Source organism: Thermocrispum municipale DSM 44069, from assembly GCF_000427825.1.
In the GTDB taxonomy this organism is placed as follows: Bacteria; Actinomycetota; Actinomycetes; order Mycobacteriales; family Pseudonocardiaceae; genus Thermocrispum; species Thermocrispum municipale.
This window is the reverse complement of record NZ_ATYT01000006.1, coordinates 237297-263142: the sequence shown is the minus strand read 5'-3', so window position 1 is coordinate 263142 and position 25846 is coordinate 237297. Positions and strand designations below refer to the sequence as shown.

General features: G+C 68.5%; 25 protein-coding genes and 1 tRNA gene. 13 read left to right on the top strand and 13 right to left on the bottom strand.

The annotated features are described in order from the left end of the window. Positions 1 to 67: 67 nt before the first annotated feature. Both YWM_RS26795 and YWM_RS26790 read right to left on the bottom strand, forming a co-directional pair. Positions 68 to 439 carry a hypothetical protein gene (locus tag YWM_RS26795; protein WP_245565965.1) on the bottom strand — a complete coding sequence of 124 codons (372 nt, stop codon included), beginning with the start codon at positions 437 to 439 and terminating at the stop codon, positions 68 to 70. Between the two features lie 47 nt (positions 440 to 486). Then, a complete protein-coding gene (locus YWM_RS26790; RefSeq protein WP_245565964.1) occupies positions 487 to 873 on the bottom strand; it encodes a class I SAM-dependent methyltransferase in 387 nt (128 codons plus the stop codon). Between the two features lie 319 nt (positions 874 to 1192). Between YWM_RS26790 and YWM_RS0108180 the strand changes: the two genes are divergently transcribed. Beyond that, positions 1193 to 1663 (top strand): hypothetical protein, encoded by a 471-nt coding sequence (locus YWM_RS0108180; protein WP_156914702.1) that lies wholly within the window; start codon positions 1193 to 1195, stop codon positions 1661 to 1663. Positions 1664 to 1899: 236 nt separating this feature from the next. Here YWM_RS0108180 and YWM_RS0108175 read toward each other — a convergent pair. The 3 genes from YWM_RS0108175 to YWM_RS0108165 all read right to left on the bottom strand — a co-directional run bounded on the left by YWM_RS0108175 (position 1900) and on the right by YWM_RS0108165 (position 2935). Continuing rightward, positions 1900 to 1971 (bottom strand) — tRNA-Val (locus tag YWM_RS0108175). A 34-nt stretch (positions 1972 to 2005) separates the two neighbouring features. After that, positions 2006 to 2461 carry a peroxiredoxin gene (locus YWM_RS0108170; RefSeq protein ID WP_028850319.1) on the bottom strand — a complete coding sequence of 152 codons (456 nt, stop codon included), beginning with the start codon at positions 2459 to 2461 and terminating at the stop codon, positions 2006 to 2008. Between the two features lie 63 nt (positions 2462 to 2524). Further along, on the bottom strand, positions 2525 to 2935 hold the full coding sequence (locus YWM_RS0108165; protein WP_028850318.1) for a DUF3052 domain-containing protein: 411 nt from the start codon (positions 2933 to 2935) through the stop codon (positions 2525 to 2527). Positions 2936 to 3190: 255 nt separating this feature from the next. Between YWM_RS0108165 and aceE the strand changes: the two genes are divergently transcribed. Then, complete coding sequence (gene aceE, locus YWM_RS0108160) at positions 3191 to 5983, top strand: pyruvate dehydrogenase (acetyl-transferring), homodimeric type (RefSeq protein ID WP_028850317.1); 2793 nt, start codon at positions 3191 to 3193, stop codon at positions 5981 to 5983. Between the two features lie 113 nt (positions 5984 to 6096). Here aceE and YWM_RS22670 read toward each other — a convergent pair whose 3' ends face one another. After that, the gene (locus YWM_RS22670) at positions 6097 to 6855 is read right to left on the bottom strand and encodes a mechanosensitive ion channel family protein (protein ID WP_052344673.1); all 759 of its coding nucleotides are present in this window, start codon (positions 6853 to 6855) and stop codon (positions 6097 to 6099) included. Positions 6856 to 7251: 396 nt separating this feature from the next. Between YWM_RS22670 and YWM_RS0108150 the strand changes: the two genes are divergently transcribed. From YWM_RS0108150 to fabF, 5 genes are all read left to right on the top strand, one after another. Further along, the gene (locus tag YWM_RS0108150) at positions 7252 to 8457 is read left to right on the top strand and encodes a PucR family transcriptional regulator (protein WP_028850316.1); all 1206 of its coding nucleotides are present in this window, start codon (positions 7252 to 7254) and stop codon (positions 8455 to 8457) included. A 114-nt stretch (positions 8458 to 8571) separates the two neighbouring features. Then, entirely contained in the window at positions 8572 to 9522 is a 951-nt protein-coding gene (locus tag YWM_RS0108145; protein ID WP_281168809.1) for an ACP S-malonyltransferase, read from the top strand. Then, positions 9519 to 10493: a beta-ketoacyl-ACP synthase III gene (locus YWM_RS0108140; protein ID WP_028850314.1), complete on the top strand. Its 975-nt coding sequence runs from the start codon at positions 9519 to 9521 to the stop codon at positions 10491 to 10493. Before YWM_RS0108145 ends, YWM_RS0108140 begins: the two co-directional genes overlap by 4 nt. A gap of 63 nt (positions 10494 to 10556) precedes the next feature. Beyond that, positions 10557 to 10799 (top strand): acyl carrier protein, encoded by a 243-nt coding sequence (locus tag YWM_RS0108135; RefSeq protein WP_028850313.1) that lies wholly within the window; start codon positions 10557 to 10559, stop codon positions 10797 to 10799. A gap of 45 nt (positions 10800 to 10844) precedes the next feature. Then, positions 10845 to 12086: a beta-ketoacyl-ACP synthase II gene (gene fabF, locus YWM_RS0108130; protein WP_028850312.1), complete on the top strand. Its 1242-nt coding sequence runs from the start codon at positions 10845 to 10847 to the stop codon at positions 12084 to 12086. 47 nt (positions 12087 to 12133) lie between these two features. Here the strand turns inward: fabF and YWM_RS0108125 are convergent, their stop codons facing one another. After that, positions 12134 to 12700, bottom strand: coding sequence for a hypothetical protein (locus YWM_RS0108125; RefSeq protein ID WP_028850311.1), 567 nt, complete (start codon positions 12698 to 12700; stop codon positions 12134 to 12136). 25 nt (positions 12701 to 12725) lie between these two features. Further along, positions 12726 to 13229 carry a DUF3145 domain-containing protein gene (locus tag YWM_RS0108120; RefSeq protein WP_028850310.1) on the bottom strand — a complete coding sequence of 168 codons (504 nt, stop codon included), beginning with the start codon at positions 13227 to 13229 and terminating at the stop codon, positions 12726 to 12728. Between the two features lie 545 nt (positions 13230 to 13774). Here YWM_RS0108120 and YWM_RS0108110 point away from each other — a divergent pair. After that, entirely contained in the window at positions 13775 to 15226 is a 1452-nt protein-coding gene (locus YWM_RS0108110; RefSeq protein ID WP_028850308.1) for a hypothetical protein, read from the top strand. Positions 15227 to 15289: 63 nt separating this feature from the next. On the opposite strand, the gene YWM_RS0108105 is transcribed toward YWM_RS0108110, so the two are convergent. After that, on the bottom strand, positions 15290 to 15760 hold the full coding sequence (locus YWM_RS0108105) for an RrF2 family transcriptional regulator (protein WP_028850307.1): 471 nt from the start codon (positions 15758 to 15760) through the stop codon (positions 15290 to 15292). Positions 15761 to 16154: 394 nt separating this feature from the next. Between YWM_RS0108105 and YWM_RS0108100 the strand changes: the two genes are divergently transcribed. Continuing rightward, positions 16155 to 16901, top strand: coding sequence for an SDR family oxidoreductase (locus YWM_RS0108100; RefSeq protein ID WP_028850306.1), 747 nt, complete (start codon positions 16155 to 16157; stop codon positions 16899 to 16901). Between the two features lie 422 nt (positions 16902 to 17323). Here YWM_RS0108100 and YWM_RS0108095 read toward each other — a convergent pair whose 3' ends face one another. From YWM_RS0108095 to YWM_RS22665, 3 genes are read right to left on the bottom strand one after another with little or no spacing between them, the layout of a single operon-like run. Next, positions 17324 to 18721, bottom strand: coding sequence for an NAD(P)(+) transhydrogenase (Re/Si-specific) subunit beta (locus YWM_RS0108095; RefSeq protein ID WP_028850305.1), 1398 nt, complete (start codon positions 18719 to 18721; stop codon positions 17324 to 17326). Positions 18722 to 18726: 5 nt separating this feature from the next. Then, positions 18727 to 19038 carry an NAD(P) transhydrogenase subunit alpha part 2 gene (locus YWM_RS0108090; protein WP_028850304.1) on the bottom strand — a complete coding sequence of 104 codons (312 nt, stop codon included), beginning with the start codon at positions 19036 to 19038 and terminating at the stop codon, positions 18727 to 18729. A gap of 11 nt (positions 19039 to 19049) precedes the next feature. Continuing rightward, entirely contained in the window at positions 19050 to 20204 is a 1155-nt protein-coding gene (locus YWM_RS22665) for a Re/Si-specific NAD(P)(+) transhydrogenase subunit alpha (protein ID WP_052344671.1), read from the bottom strand. A 193-nt stretch (positions 20205 to 20397) separates the two neighbouring features. Between YWM_RS22665 and YWM_RS0108080 the strand changes: the two genes are divergently transcribed. After that, the gene (locus YWM_RS0108080) at positions 20398 to 20808 is read left to right on the top strand and encodes a YjbQ family protein (RefSeq protein WP_028850303.1); all 411 of its coding nucleotides are present in this window, start codon (positions 20398 to 20400) and stop codon (positions 20806 to 20808) included. A 44-nt stretch (positions 20809 to 20852) separates the two neighbouring features. Continuing rightward, positions 20853 to 21755, top strand: coding sequence for a DUF8017 domain-containing protein (locus tag YWM_RS0108075; protein ID WP_028850302.1), 903 nt, complete (start codon positions 20853 to 20855; stop codon positions 21753 to 21755). 229 nt (positions 21756 to 21984) lie between these two features. Here the strand turns inward: YWM_RS0108075 and YWM_RS0108070 are convergent, their stop codons facing one another. After that, positions 21985 to 23736: a proline--tRNA ligase gene (locus YWM_RS0108070; RefSeq protein ID WP_028850301.1), complete on the bottom strand. Its 1752-nt coding sequence runs from the start codon at positions 23734 to 23736 to the stop codon at positions 21985 to 21987. Between the two features lie 128 nt (positions 23737 to 23864). Here YWM_RS0108070 and YWM_RS0108065 point away from each other — a divergent pair, with 128 nt between their 5' ends. Then, on the top strand, positions 23865 to 24602 hold the full coding sequence (locus YWM_RS0108065; RefSeq protein WP_028850300.1) for a YaaA family protein: 738 nt from the start codon (positions 23865 to 23867) through the stop codon (positions 24600 to 24602). A gap of 179 nt (positions 24603 to 24781) precedes the next feature. Beyond that, entirely contained in the window at positions 24782 to 25717 is a 936-nt protein-coding gene (locus YWM_RS0108060; RefSeq protein ID WP_028850299.1) for a serine protein kinase RIO, read from the top strand. The last annotated feature ends 129 nt before the right edge of the window (positions 25718 to 25846 follow it).

Here is a 25846-nt window from a genome sequence, read left to right as displayed (position 1 = left end):
CCGTTGACACCGCTGGCTTCGGACCAAGCTCGCGGCCATCGTCACCGGCCTGCGGCGTTCTCCCCTGCTAACTCGGCTGACGGTGTGCGTCGCGAGGCTTGCGGGCGACGACGTGGAACGCTCGGCTCAGCTGCCGATACGGGTCGCGTCTGCTGGCCTCGAGCTCGACCGCTGCCGCCGCCTGAAGCCGCTCTTCGTCGGTGGGATCGAGTGCACGCCCGCTGAACTCCAGCCAGTCGACGAACAGCCACACGCCGTACCAGTGCTCCATGCCAACGCCGCGTTCGGCGAGCAGTCGGGCGATCTCGTCGACCGTGCGCGCGTATCCCCGAGCGCCGAGAACCCCGATCTCGGTGCGGGCGTCGAATGCTTCCAGCGCGTCGGCCCACCGCCCCTCCAGCGCGGGCCGGACCGCCATCGCGTTAGCGTTCCCGTCCATGATCGAGACCAGCCCGCCAGGGACGACACACCGGCACAGCTGGTCGATTACCGGTTCCGGACGAGCGAGGTAGCCGAGCACGCCGTGACACAACACGACCGCTGCCCCCGCACCGCGTCGTCGGCGCTCTCCCCGTCCGCCTGCACGATCGTCACGCGACTCCGCACCTCGGCGGGGAGCCGCTCCAGCCGTTCCCGTGCTTTGTCCAGCATCGCCGAGGACGGGTCGAGCAACGTGACCTGGTAACCGATCTGGGCCAGCGGGAACGAGTGATGGCCTGCACCGCCGCCGACGTCCAGCACCGTAGCCGGCGCCGGAGGGAGGTGGACGCGCAGCTGCTGGTGCATCACATACGCGCGGACATAGCCCTTCGCCGAAGCGAAAGCCTCGTCGACGTAGGTGCTTGCCAAGTCTGCCCAAGTGTCGTGAGCCATCGGCTGAGACTAGTCCGCTGTCGCGACGAGCAGGTGCCGGATGCGGCTGATGTGCGGGCCGTCAGCACAGTTTCGTCAGGCGCACAACCTCGGTGGCGGCCGGGCGACTTTCTGGCTGCCCGGAACGAACCGGGCGTTCGGGATCAGGGGAGACATCCACGCGTCAAAGGGACCTGGGGATCGTGGTGTCCGGACTCGTCGCGGTGGCCGCCATGACGGCACCGACAGCGGCGGCGGAGCCATGTCGACCGCTGCCTGGGTGACCACCTATGCGAATGTTGACAGCCGCGGCGGGGACGAGCGAGTCACGATTCGTGACGTGTCGGAAACGCAGCACGAAATGGTGGTCACATTCGACGACGGCACAATTGAGCGGTACCGCTTCGATGTCATGGAAGGAATGGCGCCGCGCACGCCCCGGATCACCGACATCGACGGTCGTGACGGTGAAGAGGTGCTGGTGACCACGTCCGCAGGCGCGAACACGATGCGGTTCCGGATCCTCACCCGCGCCGAAGGCCGGTGGCTGACCGTCAAGGGCAGCGGCAACCGCGTATTCGACCTGTGGGAAGGCGGCGGTATGTCCGCCGCGTCGCGGTACCGGTGCGAGGGCACCACGCTGCTGACGGTGAATGCGACGCTCGACAGCAACGGCCGGACGTACTCGGGCAAAGTCAACAAGTACAAGCTCAACGGCGCGAAGGTCGACTGGTTCAACACCACGTCGTTCTCCGGTGTGGCCAAGAACGACCCCGTGCTGTCGTACGGCACCGGAAGCTGCGCGCGCTGAACGACTTGCAGGCGGCCCCGCGGGATGTCCCCTGCGGGGCCGCCTCGGTGTCGGCCTGGCTGCGCGAGATCGACCTCAGCGCCGAGCACGCCCACCGGTTGCGCGAGGTCCTCAGCGCCCTACCTCGTGCCCAACGTGCCCAATTCGTGCCCAATCAGGTTGCCATCTGCGGGCACATCAGGCCACGAGGAACGACATTTTTGCAGGTCAGAGGACACTGCCCGAGGCTCGAACGGTGGGCACAGCTGGGTTCGAACCAGCGACCCCCTGCTTGTAAGGCAGGTGCTCTTCCGCTGAGCTATGCGCCCGAAGGTACCCGGCGTACCAGGTACCCGTTATACCTTAAAGCTCCGCGATCGCCTTCTTCCACGCCTCCTGGTCGCGCGCCTCCCCCGGCGCATTGCGCTCGACGAACCGCACGACACCGTCGGCGTCGATCAAGAACGTCCCGCGCACGGCCATGCCGTTGTCCTCGTTGAACACGCCGTACTTCTTCGCGACCTCACCGTGCGGCCAGAAGTCCGACAGCAGCGGGAACTGGTAACCCTGCTGGTCCGCCCACGCCTTCAGGGCAAACGGCGTGTCCACCGAAATGCCCAGCACCTGCACCTTGTCCTCATAGGCGGCGAACTCGTCCCGCAGCTGGCAGAGCTCGGACGTGCAGATCCCGCTGAAGGCGAACGGGTAGAACACCAGCAGCACCGGCTTCTCGCCCCGAAAATCCGACAGCTTCACGGGCTGCTTGTTGTAGTCGTTGAGCGAAAACTCGGGCGCGATCGAACCGACCTCGACGTCGATCATGTGCTGCTGCCTCCCTAACCCGTGGATGGTCCTCCAACGCGGGTCAGGGTAGTGCCGAGGTCAACGCCGTGCCCCCCTCGGCGGCACAAGGCGAGACGCAGCCCACTTCGGCCCCACACTGAGGGTTGACGTCTGTGCCAGTCCGACGGTCGGCACGACCTCGGAGATCTCCGCGGGTTCGACGTGGCCTTCCTGCCCCGTCTTGGGTGTGAGCACCCACACCACGCCGTCCTCGCTCAACGGCTGCCTGGCGTCCACCAGCGCGTCGCCGAGATCGCCGTCACCGTCACGCCACCACAGCAGGACCACGTCGACGACCTCCTGGGCGTCCTCGTCGAGGATCTCCCCGCCAATTCTTTCCTCGATCGCGGCACGAACGTCCTCGTCGACATCCTCGTCCCAGCCGATCTCCTGAACCACCATGTCCGGCTTGATGCCAAGCCTGTCGGCGACGTCTCCAGCCGCGACCACGACTGCTACTCCTCCTACCTGCCATGCGCTGCGCATCGGCGCGCTGACTCTTGTAACGTCAGTATTGAGTAGTGACAGCGAACACCGCAGTGGCCGCGCATGCAAGCAGCAACGGCCACCGAGTCGGCATTATTTCCCGCACTCGACGGTCACGACCACCCGCTTACCGGCGAGTAACGATGACGAAAACGCCGGGACGCGGAAGGATGGCAACAACATCACACAAGAGATAGTTACGAGCTAGGAGCGGCACCCTTGCCCCAGCAAAACACTCCGCCGTCCGGCGCTGCCCCATCGGGTGACAAAGCGCCGGCCCGCGTGCGGGTCATCCGGGACGGCCTGGCGGCACACCTGCCCGACATCGACCCGGAAGAGACTGGCGAATGGCTGGATTCGTTCGACGAAGCGTTGGCCAGGGGCGGCCAACAGCGGGCTCGATACCTGCTATTGCGCATTCTCGAGCGTGCCCGCGAACGCAACATCGGCGTCCCGCCCCTGACCGCCACTGACTACGTCAACACCATCCCGACGGAGAACGAGCCGTGGTTCCCCGGGGACGAGGAGATCGAGCGCCGCTACCGCGCCTACATCAGGTGGAACGCGGCGGTCATGGTGCACCGCGCGCAACGGCCCGGTGTCGGCGTCGGTGGCCACATCTCGACCTACGCCTCGTCCGCCGCGCTGTACGAGGTCGGCTTCAACCACTTCTTCCGCGGCAAGTCGCACTCCGGTGGCGGCGACCAGATCTTCATCCAGGGGCACGCCTCCCCCGGTATCTACGCGCGCGCGTTCCTGGAGGGACGGCTCACCGCCGCCCAGCTGGACGGGTTCCGCCAGGAGTACTCGCACGCGGGCAAGGGTGGCGGCCTGCCGTCGTACCCGCACCCGCGGCTGATGCCGGACTTCTGGGAGTTCCCCACGGTGTCCATGGGCCTCGGCCCGATGAACGCCATCTACCAGGCGCGGTTCAACCGCTACCTGCACGCCCGCGGCATCAAGGACACCTCCGACCAGCACGTGTGGGCCTTCCTCGGCGACGGCGAGATGGACGAGCCGGAGTCGCGCGGCCTGATCCACGTCGCGGCCGCCGAAGGCCTGGACAATCTGACGTTCGTCATCAACTGCAACCTGCAGCGGCTGGACGGCCCGGTCCGCGGGAACGGCAAGATCATCCAGGAGCTGGAGGCCTACTTCCGCGGCGCGGGCTGGAACGTCATCAAGGTGATCTGGGGCCGTGAGTGGGACGCGTTGCTGCACGCCGACCGCGACGGCGCGCTGGTCAACCTGATGAACGTCACGCCGGACGGCGACTACCAGACGTACAAGGCCAACGACGGCGCCTACGTGCGGGAGCACTTCTTCGGGCGTGACCCGCGCACCAAGGAGCTGGTCAAGCACCTCACCGACGAGGAGATCTGGAACCTCAAGCGTGGTGGCCACGACTACCGCAAGGTGTACGCGGCCTACAAGGCGGCGATGGAGCACCACGGTCAGCCGACGGTGATCCTGGCCCACACCATCAAGGGCTACGGCCTCGGCCCGGCGTTCGAGGGCCGCAACGCCACGCACCAGATGAAGAAGCTCACGCTCGACGACCTCAAGCTGTTCCGGGACGCCCAGCGCATCCCGATCAGCGACAAGGAGCTGGAGGCCGACCCGGCGCTGCCGCCGTACTACCACCCGGGCGAGGAATCCCCGGAGATCCAGTACATGATCGGCCGCCGCAAGGCGCTCGGGGGCTTCCTGCCCGAGCGGCGGGTGGAATCCAAGCCGCTGGTGCTGCCCGGCGACAAGGTCTACGAGGGCATCCGCAAGGGCTCCGGCAAGCAAGAGGTCGCCACCACGATGGCGCTGGTGCGACTGATCCGCGAGCTGGCCAAGGACGCCAACATCGGCAAGCGGGTCGTGCCGATCATCCCGGACGAGGCACGCACGTTCGGCCTCGACTCGATGTTCCCGACGGCCAAGATCTACAACCCGCACGGGCAGAGCTACACGTCGGTGGACGCGCAGTTGATGCTGGCCTACAAGGAGGCCGAGGACGGCCAGCTGCTGCACGAAGGCATCAACGAGGCCGGTTCGGCGGCGTCGTTCACCGCGGTCGGTACGTCGTACGCCACGCACGGCGAACCGATGATCCCGGTGTACATCTTCTACTCGATGTTCGGGTTCCAGCGCACCGGTGACGGCTTCTACGCCGCGGCCGACCAGATGGCCCGCGGGTTCATCATCGGTGCCACGGCGGGCCGCACCACGCTCACCGGTGAGGGCCTGCAGCACGCGGACGGGCACTCCCAGCTGCTGGCGGTCGGCAACCCGGCCGTGGTGTCCTACGACCCGGCGTGGGCGTTCGAGATCGCGCACATCGTGCGGGACGGGCTGCGGCGCATGTACGGCGAGAACCCGGAAGACGTCATGTACTACCTGACGGTCTACAACGAGCCGTACCAGCAGCCGCCGGAGCCGGAGGACCTCGACGTCGAGGGCCTGTTGAAGGGCTTGTACCGGTACCAGGTCGCCCCGGAGGGCACCGGCCCGCGGGCACAGATCCTGGTGTCCGGTGTGGCGATGCCCGAGGCGCTGCGCGCCCAGGAGCTGCTCGCCAACGAGTGGGGTGTACACGCCGACGTCTGGTCCGCGACCTCGTGGTCGGAGCTGCGCCGGGAGGCGGTGGAGGTCGACCGGGACAACCTGCTGCACGTCGACGACGAGCCGCGCGTCCCGTACGTCACCCAGGTGCTGTCCGACGTGGCGGGCCCGGTCGTGGCGGTGTCCGACTGGATGCGCGCGGTTCCGGACCTGATCCGGCCGTGGGTGCCGGTGCCGATGTACACGCTGGGCACCGACGGGTTCGGCTTCTCCGACACCCGCCCGGCCGCGCGCAGGCACTTCCTGGTCGACGCCGAGTCGATCACAGTCGCCACGCTCAACGCGCTGGCCCGCAACGGCGACATCAAGCCGTCCACGGTGATCGAGGCGGCGCGCAAGTACCGCATCGACGACGTGACGGCCGCCGGTCCGCAGCTGTCGGACTCGGGCGTGGCGTAAGTCGCCGGACCCACGAAAGCGGGCTGGGCAGGAAGATCGCTTCCGCCCAGCCCGCTTGTCGTTGCGTGGCTGTTCGTTCGTCGTTTGCGTGACTACTCGCGGGCCGTGCGTGACTATTCGCGCAGGTCCCCGCTGACGCCGCCGGCAGCAGGCCCACCGTGCTGGCCGGGGGCCGGCCCCGCCTGCGCACGCCGAGCCCCGGCCGAATCGCCGGAGAACTGCCGCTCGATGGTGTCCAGCCAGTTCGGCCAGCGCTGCGCCGTCGCCTTGATCAGCCCACCGCCGAAGCCGACGATGATCACACCGCTGACCGTGGCCAGCACCGCGATCAGTACCGGACCGGTGACCAGCTCGCCGATGCCGACCTGGCTCAGTGCCGCGATGATGCCCAGTGCCAGGATCAACCAGTAGGCCGCCGTGGCCAACCCGTGCGCGGCCCCGCGACCGGCCAGCGCGTTGCCGATCAGCTCGCGGACCGCGTTGCCGATCGCCGCCGCGACGAGCACCAACACGATGGCCACCACGATGCGCGGCAGGAACGCGATCACCTCGTTGAGCAACTGGCTGACCGGATTCGTCGGCCCGAAGGCCCCGAACGCGATCTGCAGCGCGATGAGCAGAATGAAATAGTAGACCAGCTTGACGATGATTTGCCCGGCGTCGATGTTCGACTGCTGGAACATGCGGGAAAGGCCGGTCTTGTCGACCAGCCGGGCGAACCCGAGCTTCTGCAGAAGCAGGCTCAGGCCTTTCGACACGGCTTTGGCGATAAGCCAACCGATCAACAAGACAATCAGGAACATCAACAGCTTGGGCACGAACGTGGCAATGGCACTCCACGCGTCGCCCAGGCCCTGTTTGAGCTGATCCACAGCGATCTCCTCCTCGTCAGCGCTGGACGCCGGTCAGCGTGATCGTCAGCCCGCCGACGCTGGTCAGCAACTCGAACGGGCCGCACGGACGGGTGAGTCGAGGAGCGCAAAAAGGACGTGCCGGTCCATAGTGGACGCAAACGCTGCGGAAATCGCGACAATCGCCCATGCGAAACGCTTGGCACCGGTCGAATCTCTTTTGCCTGCGGACCAGGGCACACATTCCTCGACGGTGATCATCACACCGGCTGGAACGACTTCCGGCATGGTTCGAAAAAGCAGAACCCGCGTTCGATCGCGCCGAGGGAAATGTCACCCGTTCGATGACTGGCGGGGTAGGTCGGCCGCATCGCGACGCAATCGGCCGCGACGGCTCGCTCGATTACTGTTGTCGGCATGACCTCGCACGCGCCCGACCCGCCCGCCACCGGGCTGTCACCGACCACCATGCGCAAGGTCGAGCGCGCCTCGGGTGATCTGGCAGGCGCGTGCGTGGCGGAGATGCACCGGCGGTTGCCGTGGTTCTCCCGGATGACCGCCGACCAACGGGCCAGCGTCCTGCTCATCACCCAGGCGGAAGCAGCCGGGTTCACCAAGTGGCTGCGTGATCCCACGATTCCGTCCAGACCGACCACGGAAGCCTTCCGTGACGCACCACGGGAACTGTCCCGGCTGATCAACCTCCGCCACACCGTCGTGCTCATCCGCATCGCCATCGAGGTCTTCGAGCGCGAGCTGCCCAAGTACGCGGCGACGGAAGCCGAGCGCGTGCTGCTGACCGAGAGCGTGCTGCGCTACGGCCGGGAAGTCGCGTTTGCGGCGGCCACCGCCTACGCAGCGGCCGCCGAGTCCCGTGGTGCATGGGACGCCCGCCTGGAAGCCCTCGTGGTCGACGGGATCGTGCGTGGTGACGCCGAGGAGTCGCTGTTGTCCCGCGCGGCCGCCCTCGGCTGGGACCCGGCGAGCGCGGCCACCGTCGTGGTCGGGGCCGCACCGTCGGCCGACTCCCCCGACGTCATCACCAAGGTGCGCACGCAGGCCGCCAGGATCGGCCGGTCCGTGCTGGTCGGCGTGCAGGGAAGCAGGCTGATCGTGGTCGTCAACGGCCCCACGACCGGCACCGCGGACGCCGAACAGGTCTTGCCGGCGCTGACCGAGTGCTTCGGCACCGGCCCGGTCGTGGCCGGGTCGACCGTACCTCGGCTGGCCGACGGTCATCGCAGCGCCGTCGAGGCGCTCTCCGGGCTGCGTGCCGTCGTCGGGTGGTCGGGGGCGCCGCGCCCGGTTCGCGCGTCCGACCTGTTGCCCGAACGGGCACTGGCCGGCGACGCCGAGGCGGAACGAACCCTCATCGAGGAGATCGCGCGGCCGCTGGAGCAAGCGGGCGGCGCCATCGAACAGACCGTCACGGCTTATCTGGAGGCAGGTGGTGTGCTGGAGGCGTGCGCCCGCCAGCTGTATGTGCACCCCAATACCGTGCGATACCGGCTGAAACGGGCAGCGGAGCTCACCGGCCGGAGCGCGACCGACCCACGGGACGCGCTTGTGCTGCGTGTCGGGCTGATGGTCGGCAGGCTGGCCAGAGCGCGCGGCTTGTGGTGAGCCTCTACACGTGCCGGTATGCGGACCCGACGATCAGCGGTACGTTTGGAGAGTTCCTCTAAAGACCCCGGGAGTACTTGGTGCTCCGCGACATCACGGGCGGAGGCCCCTGACGTGTTCGCTAGAGATGTGACGCACGCGCTCGCCGTTCTCACCCCCGGACAGGGTTCCCAGTCACCCGGAATGCTGGTCCCGTGGCTCGAAGTCGACGGGGCTCGCGAACGACTTCGCGAGTGGTCCGAGGCCACCGGCCTGGACCTGATCCGGCTGGGCACCGAAGCCGACGCAGAAGAAATTCAGGACACCGCCGTCACCCAGCCGCTGATCGTGGCCGCGTCGCTGCTGGCCTACGAGATCGGCGGCCGACGGGACGTCTGGCCCGCCGATGCCCCGGTCGCAGGCCACTCGGTCGGTGAACTCGCCGCCGCCGCCATCGCGGGCGTCCTGGACGCCACCGACGCCGTGGCGCTCGCCGCGGTGCGCGGCGCCGAGATGGCCAAGGCCTGCGCACTGACCGAGACCAGCATGGCCGCCGTCATGCTGGGCGATCCCGACGAGGTCGTGGCGTGGCTGGACGAACACGGGCTGGCCGCGGCCAACCGCAACGGTGCCGGCCAGATCGTGGCCTCCGGCGCCGCGGACGCCATCGCCAAGATCGTGGCCGAGCCGCTGGCGGGCACGAAGGTCCGCGAGCTGAAGGTCGCCGGCGCGTTCCACACCGACTACATGGCGCCCGCTCGCGAGGCAATGGCCGAGCACGCGGCGAAGATCAGCCCGCGCGACCCGAACCGGCCGCTGCTGTCGAATGCCGACGGGGACGTGGTCACCTCCGGTCAGGAGTACCTGGACCGCCTGGTCAGCCAGGTGACCAACCCGGTGCGCTGGGACCTGACCATGCAGAAGCTGGCCGAGATCGGCGTGACCAGCACGGTCGAGCTGCCCCCTGCCGGGACGCTCACCGGCCTGGTCCGGCGCCAACTGAAGGGCACCGTCACCAGCACGACCGCCGTCAAGACGCCGGCCGACCTGGACAAGCTGGCCGAGACCGCTGGGGAGAACTCGTGACCACCATTCGCCAGACCAGCGGTCCGCCCGCCACCCAGATCCTCGGGGTGGGCAGCTATCAGCCGGAGCGGATCGTCACCAACGACGAGCTGTCGCAGATCATGGACACCAGCGACCAGTGGATCCGGGACCGGGTCGGCATCGTCGAGCGCCGGTTCGCCGCCAAGGACGAGCGGCTGGTCGACATGGCGGTGGAAGCGGGCAGCAAAGCGCTCTCCGACGCCGGGCTCGAGCCGTCGGACGTCGACACGGTGATCGTGCCGAACTGCACGATGCCCTCGCCGATCCCGAACGCCGCGGCCCAGGTGGCCGACCGCATCGGGGTGAAGGCCGCAGGCGCGTTCGACCTCAACGCCGCCTGCGCGGGCTTCTGCTACGCCCTCGGCGTGGCCTCCGACCTGGTGAAATCCGGCTCGTCGCAGCGAGTGCTGGTGATCGGCGCGGAGAAACTCACCGACGTGGTGGACCCGGTGGACCGGGCGAACGCGATCATCTTCGCCGACGGCGCGGGCGCCGCCGTGGTCGGTCCGGCGGACGAGCCGCGGATCGGCCCGGTGGTGTGGGGCAGCGCGGGCGATCTGGTCGACACGATCTACATGCGGGAACACAAGTACATCTACCAGGAGGGCCAGTCGGTCTTCCGCTGGGCGACCACCAAGATCGCGCCGATCGCCCAGCGCGCGGTGGAGGCGGCCGGGCTGAGCCTGGCCGACATCGACGTGCTGATCCCGCATCAGGCGAACTTGCGCATCGTCGAGGCGATCGGCAAGAAACTCAAGGCCAAAGGGGCGCGGGAGGACCTCGTCGTGGCCGATGACATCGTGCACTCCGGCAACACGTCATCCGCCTCGATCCCGCTCGCGCTCGACCACATGCGTCAAAAGGGACGGGTCTCGTCCGGCGATGTGGTGCTGGCCGTAGGCTTCGGGGCCGGACTGTCCTATGCGGGACAGATCTTCGTGGCTCCGTGATCAGCTGCTCGGGCAGGTGCCGGGCGGAAGAGCACTGGTGAACTGACAGAAAGGGAAAACGCAATGGCGGACAACGCGCAGATCCTCGCCGGCCTGGCCGAGATCGTCGAGGAGGTGGCGGGCGTCTCGCAGGACGAGGTGACGCCGGAGAAGTCGTTCGTGGACGACCTGGACATCGACTCGCTGTCCATGGTGGAAATCGCCGTGCAGGCCGAGGACAAGTTCGGCGTGAAGATCCCGGACGACGAGCTGGCCAACCTCAAGACGGTCGGCGACGCGGTCAACTACGTCGCCAACAACTCCTGATCGGATCCTCCGATCGATTCCTTCTAGTGGGGAGGCGTTAGTCAGATGAGCACACCAGACGTCGTGGTCACCGGCCTGGGCGCGACGACGCCGTTGGGCGGGGACGTCGAAGCCCTGTGGGACGGCCTGCTGGCCAGCCGGAGCGGCGTCCGGTTGCTGGAGGACGAGTGGGTGGACAAGTACGACCTCCCGGTGCGGATCGCCGCGCCGCTGGCGGTCGAGCCCACCGAAGTCCTGCCTCGGGTGGAAGCACGCCGGCTGGACCGGGTCGAACAGGTGGCGTTGGTGGCCGCGCGGCAGGCGTGGCAGGACGCGGGCTTCGGCCCCGACGGCGACGCGGAAGTGGAGTCGGAGCGGCTCGGGGTCGTCATCGGCACCGGTGTCGGTGGTGCGGGCACGCTGCTGAACATGGACGACGCGCTGGAGACCAAAGGGCTGCGCAAGGTGTCGCCGCTGACGGTCCCCATGCTCATGCCCAACGGTCCGGCCGCGATCGTCGGTATCGACCTCAAGGCGCGGGCCGGGGTGCACGCCCCGGTGTCGGCCTGTGCGTCCGGTGCGGAGGCCATCGCGTGGGCGTTCCGCATGCTGCGGGCCGGTGAGGCCGACGTGGTGGTGGCCGGCGGCGCGGAGGCCTGCATCGCGGCGATCACGATGGCCGGCTTCGCCCAGTCCCGCACCATGAGCACCCGTAACGACGACCCGGCGGGCGCGTCGCGGCCGTGGGACGTCGACCGGGACGGTTTCGTGCTCGGTGAGGGCGCGGGGTGCGTGGTGCTGGAGCGCGCGGAGTTCGCCCAGGCTCGTGGCGCGCGGGTCTACGCCAAGCTGGCGGGTGCGGGCACCAGCTCGGACGCGCACCACATCACCGCGCCGGACCCGGAGGGCACCGGTCAGGCGCGGGCCATGCAGGCCGCGTTGCGCAGCGGCAACATCGACCCGCAGCGGGTCGGCCACGTGAACGCGCACGCGACCTCGACCCCGGTCGGCGACGTGACCGAGACGGTGGCCGTGCGGAAGGCGATCGGCGATCATCCGGTGCTCACCGCGCCCAAGAGCGTGATCGGGCACATGCTCGGCGCTGCGGGTGCGGTCGAGTCGATCGCCACGATCCTGTCGGTCTACCACGGCCTCATCCCGCCGACGATGAACCTGCAGGAGCTCGACCCCGGCGTGACGCTGGACGTGGTGCGCGACGAACCCAGGAAGATGGATATCGACGTAGCGATCAACGACTCGTTCGGGTTCGGCGGGCACAACGTGTCGCTGGCATTCGCCAAGGCCTGAGCCACGACGTCGCAACGCCCCGGAGCGCGGTCTCCGGGGCGTTCGCGTCAGCAGCGCTGGGTTTCCGGCATCGTCCCGGCGACCACCTTGGCGATCTTCCACTGCCCGTTCTCCTGCGTCACCGGCAACATCAGGCGCCAACGGATGCAGTCGACCGGAAGCGTCGGTGGCGCATCCTCCGGGTCCTGCGTGCTGGTGAAGCTGAACAGGATGCGCAGCGAGCCGTCCGGGGCGGTCTCGATGCGGTGCAGCAGGATGCTGCCGTTGCGGGTGCTGCGGTAGTTCTGCAGCCACACGTGCTTGGGCTGCACCGCGATGCGCTCTTGCGAGACCGCGGACTTCCACCGCTCGTAATTGCGCTCGTTGATGCCGGTCGTGTACGCCTCCAGCAACGCTCGGACGGTCTCGCCGTACGGGTGGCGAGCAGCATCAGGAGTCAGCTTGACTTCGGCAGGACCGGGCTGTTCGGACGGAGCGAGCGAGGTCGACGACGGCACGGCGACGGGAGCTTGCGCTCGTACCGGTTCGCGTTCTTGGTAGAACTCACGGGCGATCAGGCCGCCGGCCACCGCCAGCGACACCACACCGATCACCACCGGTACGAGCCACCGCACGGCGCCTAGCCTATCCGGGCCTTGGCTACACCACCTGGTGCAGCCAGGTCACCGGCGCTCCGTCGCCTGCGTGGCGGAACGGTTCCAGCGCCTCGTCCCACGCGGTGCCGAGCAGCTCGTCGATGCGGTGCACCAGATCCTCGCCTGCCCTGCTGCGCGCGACAAGGTTTCGCAGCTGGTCCTCCCCCACCACGATGTCGCCGTTGGCGCTGGTGCGGCCGCGCCACAAGCCCAGACCGGGGGCATAGCAAAATCGCTCACCGTCGACGCCCTCGCTGGGCTCTTCGGTGACTTCGAAGCGCAGCATCGGCCACGCCTTGAGCGCCTTGGCGATGGCGGCCGCGGTACCTGCCGGCCCGCGCCAGTCGCACTCCGCGCGCAACTGGCCAGGCGCGGCATCCTGCGCCGTCCAACTCAACTGCGCAGGAGTACCGAGCGCGCCGGAGAGCGCCCACTCGACATGCGGACAGACCGCAGCAGGCGACGAGTGGACATAAACCACGCCGCGCGTGTTCCCACGAGTGCTCACAGCTGACCTCCGCGTTGTCGATCTTGCTCTGCCGACGAGGGGCATCTTCCCCTACGTCCTCGTCCACCAGGCTCGATCGCAGCCACGTAGGCCATGGGCACTCAGGTGCTATGGAGTTGTGTCGTACGTGAGATTACCCATCTCGTCACATGTGCACCAGCCGCAACACCCGAACCTGCCCAATACAACACGTGAACTTGACATGTCGACCCGCCACGCCGGGGTCGCGGACAGCTTCCCACAACCGAAGGTCGATCGTCAGACACGGTCCGTGAACGGCTGCCGCAACTGCCGAGCGCACCGGGCGCAGCACCACCGCGTAGCCCAGATCCGGCGCACAGAACTGAACCGGCCGACCACCGTCGGTACGTGTGGACAGTGCCACCCCGACGGGCAAATCCGACATTCGGACCGAATGGGTCAATCAGCCCGTTCGACCACGGTGACCTGCGGCAACATCCGCTTGGTTTTCGCCGGTCTGACCGCACGGCGCGGGGCGTCGCGGATAACCTGTCCGGGGGAATCCACAGGAGCGGGAGGTAGGCGTGCGGCTGCTGCGCATCGGGGAGCCGGCAACCAAGGTTGCCGCCGACGTCCGGGCCGGGTTGACCGCGCTCGGCCGGGGCTCTTCCGATCTGGGCGGGATCGCCCTGGTGGACGTCCGCCCGCTCGAGAACGGCCCGGCGTTCGAATCGGTCCTGGTGACACCGCACGGCATCGTCATCGTGGCGGGCATCGACCTCCCCGGCCCGGCCTTGCACCTGGAAGCGCCGCTGTACGGCCAGTGGAAGGCCGACAACTGGCCGTTGGTGAGCGACGGCACCGCGGTGAACCCGGCGAGTGCGGCGCTGGCGGCCGCCGAGGAGCTGACCCGCCGCCTGAACACCCTGACGAACATGGCCATGCCGGTCGGCCTGGTACTGGCGGTGGGACCGTTCGTGGAGCGAGTAACGCCCGAGAACCCGGAGAACCGGTACGTGCGGATCGTCCATCCGAGGCCGGCGGCGCTGCGTGCGGCCATCGTCGATCTCGTCCCGCAGGACGGCCTCGCCTGCACCGCCGAGCAAGCGCGCGCCGTGCTGCGCACGCTCGACCCCACTGTGCCGATCCAGCCCGACGAGGTGTTGAAGGGCGAAGGTTTCGCCGTCGGCGTGGCGGCTTACGCGCATGCGGGTGCGCCGGCGTTGGCCGAGCAAGCCACCACGACACCGATGCAGCCACCCGCACAAGGGCACAAGTCCAACGCCCGCGGCACGGCGCAGAAGGCCAAGGCCGCCGCGCTTGCGGCGGCCGCCGAGGCGAACCGGGGCCCGCAGGTCAACGGCGCACAGCGCACGCCTGCGGGGGTGGATGACGACGCACCCACCGACCTCATGCCGTTACCGCCGCCGAAGCAGGCAAGTCCCCAGCGCGGCAGCCAGGTGCGGCTGCTGCCGATTGCTGCCGTGCTCGTCGTGGTGGCGGGCCTGGTCGCGGCGATCGTCATGGCAACGAGCAGCAGCGGATCGGACGAGGAGCCCAAGCCCACGCCGCAGGCCGAGCAGCGGCCCCAGCGGTACGCGATCTCCGGTGTCGAGTTCACCGCGGTGGAGCGCTGGGCGAACGACGAGTGTCAGGACCTGACCTACGGCGATGTGCAGGCGTTGATCCAGAAGAACCCCTGCAGCCAGATCCGACTGGCGAGCTACCTGGCGACGGTGTCCGGCAAACAGGCGGCGGTGAGCCTCGCGGAGATCGAGTTCGACGATCCGAAACACGCGAAACAGCTGAAGGAGCTCGCGGACAAGCCGGGCTCGGGCGGCGCCGCGGACGCGGCGAACATGAGCGAGGCGTGGCCGGAGGGCAAGCTGACCTTCCACAACGCGCTGTATCACAACACCGTCGAGGGCACCTCCGTGCGGCTGGTACGGGTGGCCTGGGTCGGCGAAGAGACCAGCAGCGACGACAAGCTGCTGGACCGCGTGGCGAAGACGTCGTTCGAGGTGCCGGTCGACTAGTTGCCGAGACGTCTCCGCTCGGACGTGGAGACCGAAGACCGGGATCTGCCATACAGCCCGCGTTCAGCGCGCCAAGGCGGTGCGGATGCGTTCCGGCGCATCCGGGGAATGCCGAGCGGCCTCGGCAGCGACGTCGGCGATCGTCCGTGCCGCGAGTTCGCGCCGCCAAGCCAGGTCAGCGCGCCGCATGCTCTGGGCGATCGCGCAGAAATGCCGGTAGTCGACGTTCGGGTCACCACCGGGACCGCGCTGGACGATCTGCGCGCAACGGAAGGCCTCTTCCGACCCCTCCACGGCGACCACGACGTCGAGCAAGGAGATGTCGGCGGGATCCCGTGCGAGCCGGAATCCGCCGTGGGCGCCGGGAACCGAAACGAGAATATCCGCTCGTACCAACGCCTGGAGCTGCTTGTTCAGGTAGGCAGCGGGTAGTTGGTAGAGCCGGGCCAGCCGGGCGGCGGGCACCGGGCCCTGAACCCAGGCCAGGTTGACACAGGAATGAAGAGTCCACTCGACCGCCTGACTGAGCCGCATAATTGACGTTTCTACCTGACCTGGACGCAAACCTTCGTGCCCCGCCGACTTCGGAAGACGCAGGCCCGCTCAGCGTCGGCGCGGATTGAGCTTTCCGAATCCGCCCGGTCTCAGCCGATCTCCTGGCGGCTGTCCAGTGCGCACGGCGGACCGAAAGTTGGCCGGATCACCGTGCGGCCCGTCACCGACGGAGAACCTGGACATGTAAGGTCCAGATTGCACGCGGAGGGTCGACCAAGCAGGCGCTCGTCGACGGTCGGACGAACGTTCCCCGGCCTGGCCTCGTCCCGATCTCCGGGGAGCCTCACCACCGGACGCCTGATCTGCTGTTTCGGGAGACACATCCCGGGAGGTGGCCCGCTTCGGTGTTCGAGAGAAAGAGGATCGAAAGGACATGAAGATCGCAGTCATGGGTGCCACGGGCACGGCCGGCTCGCGGGCCGTGCAGCGCCTCAAGGCCCGGGACTTCGACGTCGTGGAGGTCTCCAGGTCGTGTGGGATCGATCTGGTCACCGGTGAGGGACTGACGGACGCTCTTGCCGACGTCGACGCTGTCGTCGACGCTTCCAACGTCGGCCCTTCGGACGACCCGAGGAAGCGGCGCGGGGCCGTGACGACCGCGACGCGCAACGTCGTGGACGCCTGCACGAAGCAGCAGGTGTCCCGCCTGGTGTTGCTGTCCATCGTGGGGATCGAGCACCCCGCATTCGACCGGTTCGAGTACTACCTCGCCAAGCGCGAGCAGGAGGCGATCGTCGAGAACAGCGACCTGAACGCCACGCTCGTCAAGACCAGCCAGTGGCACGAGTTCGCGACGAACCCAGCAGCCGTGACGTTCCACGCCGACAAGGTCGAGGTTCAGGACTGGCTGGTGCAGCCCGTCGCCGCCGACGCCGTGGCCGACGTCCTCGTCCAGGAGGTCCTGAAGCCGTCGAACGAGAGCCGGGTGTTGATCACCGGACCCGAGCAGATCCGCCTCCCCGACCTGACCCGACGATTGCTCGACGCCCGCGGCGACTCACGGCCCGTGCACACCACCGAGCCGTATTTCCTGGAGTTGAAGGAAGGTGTCTTGCTGGCTCCGGCGGAAGCCCGCGTCGTGGGTCCGGACGTCGAGGGATGGCTGTCAACCGTGAACTGACTCCCTGCCCGGCCCTGGCTCGCAGCGGATGGGTGCTCTTCTGCCCGGACGGATGTCGCCGCTCGGTCCGGTTCCGGTCGGAGGGCACCCATCAGCACGTGCCCGGCAGGCACGGTGGTGGATGAAGACGCGTCCGAGGACAACGTGCGCCGGCCCCGGCGCGTCGAGGTAGCGACGCGGGGCCGGGCTCGCACCGACCCGGCCCACGCGCCGCCCCGGTTGACCGGGACTTCCGGACGGGAACCACCCGCGACTCGAACGGGGCCGCGTTCAGCTGGGCTGTCCCTGGGCTGAACGCAGGCCGCTCCCGTCGGACCGCTTCCGGCAGGCCGCCCCCACCGGTCGACCGCTTCCCGCGGGCCGTTCCCGTCCGGTCGGCCGCGTCCCGCAGGCCGCTCCCGTCCGACTGCTTCCGGCGCGGTTCAGAGCTGCTTGAGCTCCTCCACGATCTCGCTCACCGAAGCCTTGGCGTCCCCGAACAGCATCGCCGTCTTGCTGTCGTAGAACAGCTCGTTGTCGATCCCGGCGAAGCCGGAGCTCATCGACCGCTTCAGCACGATGACCGACTTCGACTGGTTGACCTTGAGCACCGGCATGCCGTAGATGGGCGAGTTCGGGTTCGTCTCCGCCGCCGGGTTGGTGACGTCGTTCGCGCCGATGACCAGCGACACGTCGGTCTGCGCGAACTGCGAGTTGATCTCGTCCATCTCCTTCAGCTGCTCGTACGGCACGTCGGCCTCGGCCAGCAGCACGTTCATGTGCCCAGGCATGCGGCCTGCCACCGGATGGATGGCGTAGGAGACCTGCACGCCCTTGGCCTCCAGCAGCTCGGCCATCTCCTTGACCGCGTGCTGCGCCTGCGCGACCGCCATGCCGTATCCCGGCACCACGACGACGTTGGAGGCGTAGGCCATCTGGATCGCCGCGTCGGCCGCACTGGTGCTCTGCACCGGACGCGTCTCACCGCCGCCCGCACCGCCGGCCGACCCGCCACCGCCGCCGAAGCCGCCGGCCACGATCGCCGGGATGGACCGGTTCATCGCCTTGGCCATCAGGTTGGTCAGGATCGAACCGGACGCGCCGACGAGCATGCCCGCCACGATCAGTGCGGTGTTGTTCAGCGCCAGACCCATCGCCGCCGCGGACAAACCCGTTGCGGCGTTGAGCATCGAGATGACCACCGGCATGTCCGCGCCGCCGATCGGCAGCACCACGAACAACCCGACCAGCGCCGCCAGCACCAGCAGCCCGACCATCAGCCACTCGGAGTCCGCACCGACCGCGATGGCCACGCCGCATGCCACGGCACCGAGCAGCACCAGCACGTTCACCGGCTGCTGCAGCTTGCCGAGCGTGATCGGCTTGCCGGGCAGGATCTCCTGCAACTTGCCGAACGCCACGTTCGAGCCCCAGAACGACACCGAGCCGACCAGGGCGGCGAACAGCGACGCGATCGCCATGTACTTGGGCTCGTGCGCGTAGCCGTCGGTGTTGCGGAACTCCGCCCACGCGATCAGCGCGACCGCGCCACCGCCGACACCGTTGAACAGCGCCACCATCTGCGGCATCGCGGTCATCTTGACCTTGAGCGCGGCAGGCACGCCGACCGCCGCGCCGACCACCAGGCCTGCGATGATGAGCAGCCAGTTCTCGCCCATCTCGTCCTTGAGCAGGGTGGCGACGAACGCCAGCGTCATACCGATCGCGGCGATCCAGTTGCCGCGCACCGCCGTCTGCGGGCCGGTCAGCTTCATCAGCCCGTAGATCATCAGCGAGAACGAGATGATGTAGAGGGTGTTGATGAACACCTCGTGGTGGATCCAGCTCACTTGTCGGCCTTCCCCTTGCTCGAGGTGCCGGGCTTCTGCTTGAACATCCCCAGCATCCGGTCGGTGACCACGAAGCCACCGACGACGTTGATGGCACCGAAGACGACCGCGACGAACAGGATGATGCCGCTCACCACGTCGTCACCGACTCCCATACCGAGCACCAACACCGCGCCGAGCACGACGATCCCGTGGATCGCGTTGGTCGCCGACATCAGCGGCGTGTGCAACGTGTTCGGCACCTTGGAGATCACCAGGAATCCGGTGAACCCGGCCAGCACCACGATGGCCAGGTTCTGGATCAACACGAGGTTTTCCATCACGCCTCCCCGGACTGCTCGGCGGTGTGTTCCGGCTCGGCAGGCAGCAGCGACCGCCCCGCCACACAGGCCTTGTCGACGATCTCGTCGCTCGAGTCGATGGCCAGTACGCCGTTGTCGTCGACGAGCAGCTCCAGCAGTTCGACCACGTTGCGCGCGTACAGCTCGCTGGCGTGGTCGGGCATCTCGGCGGGCAGGTTCAACGGCGACACGATGGTGACGTCGTGCTTGACCACCACCTGACCCGGCTCGGTCAGCTCGCAGTTGCCACCGCTCTCCCCCGCCAGGTCGACGATCACGCTGCCCGCCTTCATGCCTTGCACGGCTTCCGCGGTGACCAGCGTGGGCGCCTTGCGGCCGGGTACTTGCGCGGTGGTGATCACCACGTCGAACCCGGTGATCGCCTCGGTGAGCCTGCGCTGTTGCTCGGCCCGCTCCTCCTCGGTCAGCTCGCGGGCGTAGCCGCCTTCGCCGACCGCTTCGATCCCCAGGTCCAGCCACTGCGCACCGACCGACCTGACCTGGTCGGCGACCTCGGGCCGCACGTCGTAGCCGGTCGGCTGGGCGCCGAGCCTCTTGCACGTGGCCAGCGCCTGCAGGCCGGCGACACCGGCCCCGAGGACCAGCGCACGTGCGGGCTTCACGGTGCCCGCCGCGGTGGTCAGCATCGGGAAGAACCGGGCCAGGTGGGTCGCCGCCAGCAGCGCTGCGCGGTAGCCGGCGACGTTCGCCTGCGACGACAGGGCGTCCATCGCCTGGGCCCGGGAAATGCGCGGGATCGACTCCATGGCGAACGCGGTGATCCCGGCTTGGTCGAGCTTGGTGAGCCGCTCCGGATCACTCAGCGGCGCAAGGAAGCCGATGAGCACGCTGCCCTCGCGCAGCCGGCCGATCTCGTCGTCGGTGGGCGGGGCCACCCGCACCACGATGTCCGCTCGATAGGGATCGCCGATGGTGGCGCCCGCGGCGACGTAGGTTTCGTCGCTGTGGAACGAGCCTGCGCCCGCCCCTTCGGCAACCACGACGGTCAAGCCGCGCTTGACCAGGCGCTCGACCATCTTCGGCACCAGCGCGACACGGCGCTCGCCCGCCGCTGTCTCGGCGACCACGCCGACCGTCGTCCCGCCAGTTCTCCCCGCTTCGGTGTCCGCCATCGCGTGACCTCCCGTCCGAGAAAACTCAGACCGTTCGAGCGCCAGGATCGCTGGCGTTGAAGATGTTGTGTACCACGGTCTCCCGGCCTCCGCGATCTTCGGTGGCGTTGATAACAATGGACTGGACCCGTTCGCACCAGGCGTCGACGACCACCGGTTTCCAGGCCGGGCCGCGGAAGCCTACGGTGAAGATGTGCAGTCAATCGAGGTAGAGATCACCACCGGACGCGAAGCCGTCGTACACGATCTGAGCGACGCGGCGCAGAAGTTCTTGGCCGACTGCGGTGCGACGGACGGCCTGCTGCACGTGTGGGTCCCGCACGCCACGGCAGGACTTGCCGTGATCGAGACCGGCGCGGGCAGCGACGACGACCTGCTGTCGGCCATCGACGACCTGCTGCCGCGCGACGACCGCTGGCGCCATCAGCACGGCACCCCCGGCCACGGCCGCGACCACGTGGTCCCCGGGTTCCTGCCGCCCTATGCGACGCTGCCGGTGCTGGACGGGCGGCCGGCGCTCGGCACGTGGCAGTCGATCTGCCTGGTGGACACCAACGTCGACAACCCGGTGCGCAAAGTGCGGTTCAGCTACCTGTCCGGTTGACCTTCCTGCGTGCCGTCCGGCCACCCGGATAGGGTCTGCAGGTTATGAGCTATCCGGGCGGTGAGCACGATCCGTACAGCGGTCAACCGGTCCCGCACTACTACGGCGGCGGATCGACCTACCAAGGACTAGGCGCGTTCGACCAGCCTCCGCGCCGCCCGCGCACTCCGCTGATCATCGGTGTCGTCACCGCGATCGTGCTGGTGGCGGGCGGTGTCGGCGTGTACTTTCTGGCCACCGGCGGCGAGGACGAGCCGCAGAACGTCGCCACCGAGTCCTCGACGAGTGCGCCGCCCAGCACGACGTCGCAAAGCCCGATCACGTCGACCGAGTCGAGCCCGCCGCCGGACGACCCACCCTCAGGCGGCGAAAGCAGCAACCTCAAGCCGGTGGTCGCAGGCTGGAAGGCCGTCTTCTCCGCGCGCGAGGGCGCTGCGTTCGACGTGTCGAAGAACTGGACCGTCGAGCCGCCGGACGCACTCGCCGGATTCGAGGACAAAACCGGCCTGCGCGTGGTGATGCACGGGATCGCGACGTACCGGGACGGGTTCTGCTCGGGCAAGCCGAATTCGAATCGCGGTCGTGCGGGTTTCATGACGGCGAAGGACCTGGACCCTGCGAAGATCACCGCCACCGCGGCCAAGCTGTGGGCGACGGCCGCCATGGAGCTGCCGGAGGACTCGCCGAAGGTCAAGCCGACGCCGATCCGCACGATCACGACCCATGACGGCAAGCAAGCGTGGACGTCGACCGCTACGGCAAAGGCCTCCACGGGCGACAAGTGCTCGTCGGACGAGGTGAAGGTCACCGCGGTCGCGTTCAAGCCGCACGCGGAAGGCGACACCGCGCTGTTCATCCTGTACCACGACACGGGCGTGAAGGACGAGCTGCCCGCGGACGAGGCGAAGAAGATCATCGACAGCCTGCGGGCCGTGGGAGGCGACTGACGCAGGCCAGCTGTGCCGTGGAGGCAACGAGCCGCTTACAGCGACTGACCTCCGCGGGTCCCGCACAACGCATACCGACTGAGTGCGAGACGTGCGCAGGCGGTCGTGACACGGTCTGCACGGTGTAGGCGAGCAGAGGCGCACCGCCGCTCACTGACCTGGACGGTCGACGCGGGGTAAGCCGGCCGGAGCCGCACCGCCGTTCAGCAGGCGACCCGAGGGCGACTCGTCAGTCCTTGACGAGCTCCACCAGCCGCCGCACCGCCTCGTCGACGGGCACCTCGGTGCGCTCGCCGGTGGCGCGGTCCTTCACCTCGATCACGCCGGACTTCAAGCCCTTGCCGACGATCACGATGGTCGGCACCCCGACCAGCTCGGCGTCGGCGAACTTCACCCCAGGAGTGGCCTTGCGGTCGTCCAGGAAGACCCGCACTCCGGCCGCGTCCAGCTCGCCGGCCAGCTTCTCCCCTGCCTCGAACACCGCGTCGTCCTTGCCCGCCAGCACGATGTGCACGTCCGCAGGCGCCACCTCGCGCGGCCACACCAGGCCCAGCTCGTCGTGGTACTGCTCGGCGATGGCCGCCACCAGGCGCGAGACGCCGATGCCGTAGGAGCCCATGGTGATGCGCACCGGCTTGCCGTCCGGACCCAGCGCGTCCAGTTCGAACGCGTCGCTGAACTTGCGGCCCAGGGCGAAGATGTGGCCGATCTCGATGCCGCGCGCCGCGACCAGCGTGCCCTCGCCGTCCGGCGCCGGGTCGCCCTCGCGGATCTCCGCCGCCTCGATCGTGCCGTCCGGGGTGAAGTCCCGGCCGACCACCAGGTCGACCACGTGGTGGTCGGGCTTGTCGGCGCCGGTGACCCACGCGGTGCCTTCCACCACGCGCGGGTCCACCAGGTAGCGGACGCCGTTCTCCTGCAGCGCCCGCGGGCCGATGTAGCCCTTCACCAGGAACGGGTACTTGGCGAAGTCTTCGTCCTCCAGCACCGCGACGTCGGCCGGGTACACGGCGGCCTCCAACCGCCGCATGTCCACTTCGCGGTCGCCGGGCACGCCGACGGCGAGCAGTTCCCACTCGTCGCTGCCCGGCTGCCTGGTCTTGACCAGCACGTTCTTCAGCGTGTCCGCCGCGGTGAAGGTGCGGCCCAGGTCGGCCTTGGTGTTGAGGAAGTCGACCAGCGTTTCGATCGTCGGGGTGTCCGGCGTGTGGTGCACCTGCGCGGCGGGCTTGTCCTCGATCGACTGCGCGGGCGGTGCAGGCGTGACGACCGCTTCGACGTTGGCCGCGTAATCGGACGCCGTGCTGCGCACGTAGGTGTCCTCACCGGTCGGCGCGTCGGCCAGGAACTCCTCCGACGCCGAGCCGCCCATCGCGCCGGACATGGCCGACACGATCACGTAATTCAGGCCGAGGCGGTCGAAGATCCGGATGTAGGCGTCGCGGTGGGCCTGGTAGCTGCGCTGCAGACCCTCGTCGTCGAGGTCGAACGAGTACGAGTCCTTCATCAGGAACTCGCGACCCCGCAGCACGCCGGCCCGCGGCCGCGCCTCGTCGCGATACTTGGTCTGGATTTGGTAGAGGATGACCGGATAGTCCTTGTACGAGGAGTACTCGCCCTTCACGGTGAGCGTGAACAGCTCCTCGTGCGTCGGGCCGAGCAGGTAGTCGTCTCCCCTGCGGTCCTTGAGCCGGAAGATGTTCGGGCCGTACTCGGTCCACCGGCCGGTCTTCTCGTACGGCTCGCGGGGCAGCAGCGCGGGGAACTGGATCTCCTGCCCGCCGATGGCGTCCATCTCCTCGCGGATGACCTGCTCGATGTTGCGCAGCACCATCATCCCCAGCGGCAGCCACGCGAAACCGCCTGGCGCGACTCGTCGCACGTACCCGGCTCGCACCAGCAGCCGGTGGCTCGGCACCTCGGCGTCCGCCGGGTCCTCACGCAGGGTCCGCAGGAACAGAGTCGACATCCGGGTGATCACGGGTTGCGCTCCTCGCGATGAGGCAATGGAACTTGCGAATGAACGCAGGGTAGTCGCCGCCGCTTCGCAGGTCGCAACCGGTTATCCCCTCCGCGGCGTGGCGGTGTGCGGCTCCTAGGCTCAGCAGCGTGCTGATCGTGCTGCCCCCTTCGGAATCCAAGTCGGCCGGCAGTGGTGGGTCGGACGGCGCGCCGCTCGACCTCGAGTCACTGTCGTCACCGGAGCTGACACCGACTCGCCGCAAGCTGATCGACGCGGTCGTGGACCTGGCCGCCGACGTGGAAGCCAGCAGGGCCGCGCTGGGCCTGAGCGCCAAGCAGGACGCCGAGATCGCCCGCAACGCCGCGTTGTGGACCTCGCCCACCGCGCCTGCGCTGAGCCGCTACACCGGCGTGCTGTACGACGCGCTGGGGGCGGCGGATTTCGATCGGCACCAGCGGGCTCGGGCGGAGGGCCGGCTGGCCATCGCGTCGGCGCTGTTCGGCTTGCTGCGACCGAGCGACGCGATCCCCGCGTATCGGCTTTCTGCGAGCAGCACCGTGCCGGGCGTCGGTTCGCTGCGCAAGCTCTGGCGGCCGGTGTTGACGCCGGTGCTGGAGTCGCTGCCGGGTCCGGTGCTGGACATGCGCTCGGGCGGTTACGTCAACCTGGCGCCGATTCCGCACGCGGTGACTGTGCGGGTCGTGGGACCGGACGGGAAGACGGTCAGCCACTTCAACAAGGCGTACAAAGGCAAGCTCGCGGCGGCGTTGGTGTCCGCGCCGCGGGAACCGTCCACGCTGCGCGGAGTGCTGTCCATCGCCAACCGCGCCGGCCTGGATCTGCGTCAGAACGACGAGCGCGAGCTGGAGCTGCACACCGGCTGACGCGTAATTCGATTGCCCGCGTGCGGCGGGGCGTGCACACTCGGCTGCGCACGGCAGAACGCGACGAGAGGAGGTGCCCGATGTCGACGACGGTTCCGGGCAGCTCCCTGCCCGTCACGTCTGCCCCGGCGATCGCCTGAGAAGCGCTGGTCCGGGGCCCGAATCAGGAGACCCCGAAGGTGTACGAACACGACTACGACCAGCCGGAACAACTTCCCATGCGGCGTTCACGCCGCACCAAGAACTCGGTCGGTCCGTCCCGCCGTGGGCGGTTGACCGAACGGGAGAAGGCTCGGCTCGCACGCGTGCGGGAAGAGGCCTACTCCGACCCCGTGGCGCCCGACGGTGCCGACCGGTGGTCCACGTGGGACCGGGCGGACCAGGGCCCGGTGCCGCGCCCGGACTGGGTCGTCACCGAACTTGCCGCGGTCGACCACGAACTCGGTGTGCTCAAGACCGGTAAGGAAGCCGACGTGCACCTGCTGCGCCGGGGGCTTCCCGACGGACCGCAGGTGTTGCTGGCCGCGAAGCGGTACCGCAGCAGTGATCGGCGGGACTTCCATCGGGACGCCGCGTACCTGGAAGGCAGGCGGATGCGCAGGTCGCGCGAGATGCGCGCGATCGAGCACCGCACGTCGTTCGGCCGGAACCTGATCGCCGAGCAGTGGGCGGTGGCCGAGTTCGGTGCGCTCAGCGCGCTGTGGTCGCTCGGTGCGCCGGTGCCGTACCCGGTACAGCGCGACGGCACAGAACTGCTGATGGAGTTCATCGGTTCCCCCGACGGTGCGGCCGCACCTCGGCTGGCCCAGCTGAGGCCGGATCCCGACGAATTGCACGAGCTGTGGCTGCAACTGGTCGCGTTGCTGGATCTCACGGCGAGTGCCGGGCTGGCCCACGGTGACCTGTCGGCCTACAACCTGCTGGTGCACGACGGCCAGCTGGTGCTCATCGACCTGCCGCAGATCGTCGACGTGGTCGCCAACCCCAACGGCGAATACTTCCTGCAGCGGGACGTGCGCAATGTCGCGGAGTGGTTCCACCGGCGCGGACTACCGGAGTCGATCACCGATGTCGACGGCTTGATCGCGGATCTGCTGACCGTGGCACGGGGGTGAGTCGCGTCATGCAGCGCGGGCGCGGCAGGCTGGGTGGGGTAGTCTGGACAAGTTGTTCATTTTTCGACGCAGATCGCGTCGGGTCCGTCCCCTCAATTGCCCGCCGCGTTCGCGTGCCTGCGGAGCCTG

What these genes read in the sequence shown, in the direction of transcription:
- YWM_RS26795 (WP_245565965.1), bottom strand. Translation starts at nt 439, where the DNA reads ATGGACGGGAACGCTAACGCGATGGCGGTCCGGCCCGCGCTGGAGGGG.
- YWM_RS26790 (WP_245565964.1), bottom strand. Translation starts at nt 873, where the DNA reads ATGGCTCACGACACTTGGGCAGACTTGGCAAGCACCTACGTCGACGAG.
- YWM_RS0108150 (WP_028850316.1), top strand. Translation starts at nt 7,252, where the DNA reads ATGACCTCGCACGCGCCCGACCCGCCCGCCACCGGGCTGTCACCGACC.
- YWM_RS0108135 (WP_028850313.1), top strand. Translation starts at nt 10,557, where the DNA reads ATGGCGGACAACGCGCAGATCCTCGCCGGCCTGGCCGAGATCGTCGAG.
- fabF (WP_028850312.1), top strand. Translation starts at nt 10,845, where the DNA reads ATGAGCACACCAGACGTCGTGGTCACCGGCCTGGGCGCGACGACGCCG.
- YWM_RS0108105 (WP_028850307.1), bottom strand. Translation starts at nt 15,760, where the DNA reads ATGCGGCTCAGTCAGGCGGTCGAGTGGACTCTTCATTCCTGTGTCAAC.
- YWM_RS0108100 (WP_028850306.1), top strand. Translation starts at nt 16,155, where the DNA reads ATGAAGATCGCAGTCATGGGTGCCACGGGCACGGCCGGCTCGCGGGCC.
- YWM_RS22665 (WP_052344671.1), bottom strand. Translation starts at nt 20,204, where the DNA reads ATGGCGGACACCGAAGCGGGGAGAACTGGCGGGACGACGGTCGGCGTG.
- YWM_RS0108075 (WP_028850302.1), top strand. Translation starts at nt 20,853, where the DNA reads ATGAGCTATCCGGGCGGTGAGCACGATCCGTACAGCGGTCAACCGGTC.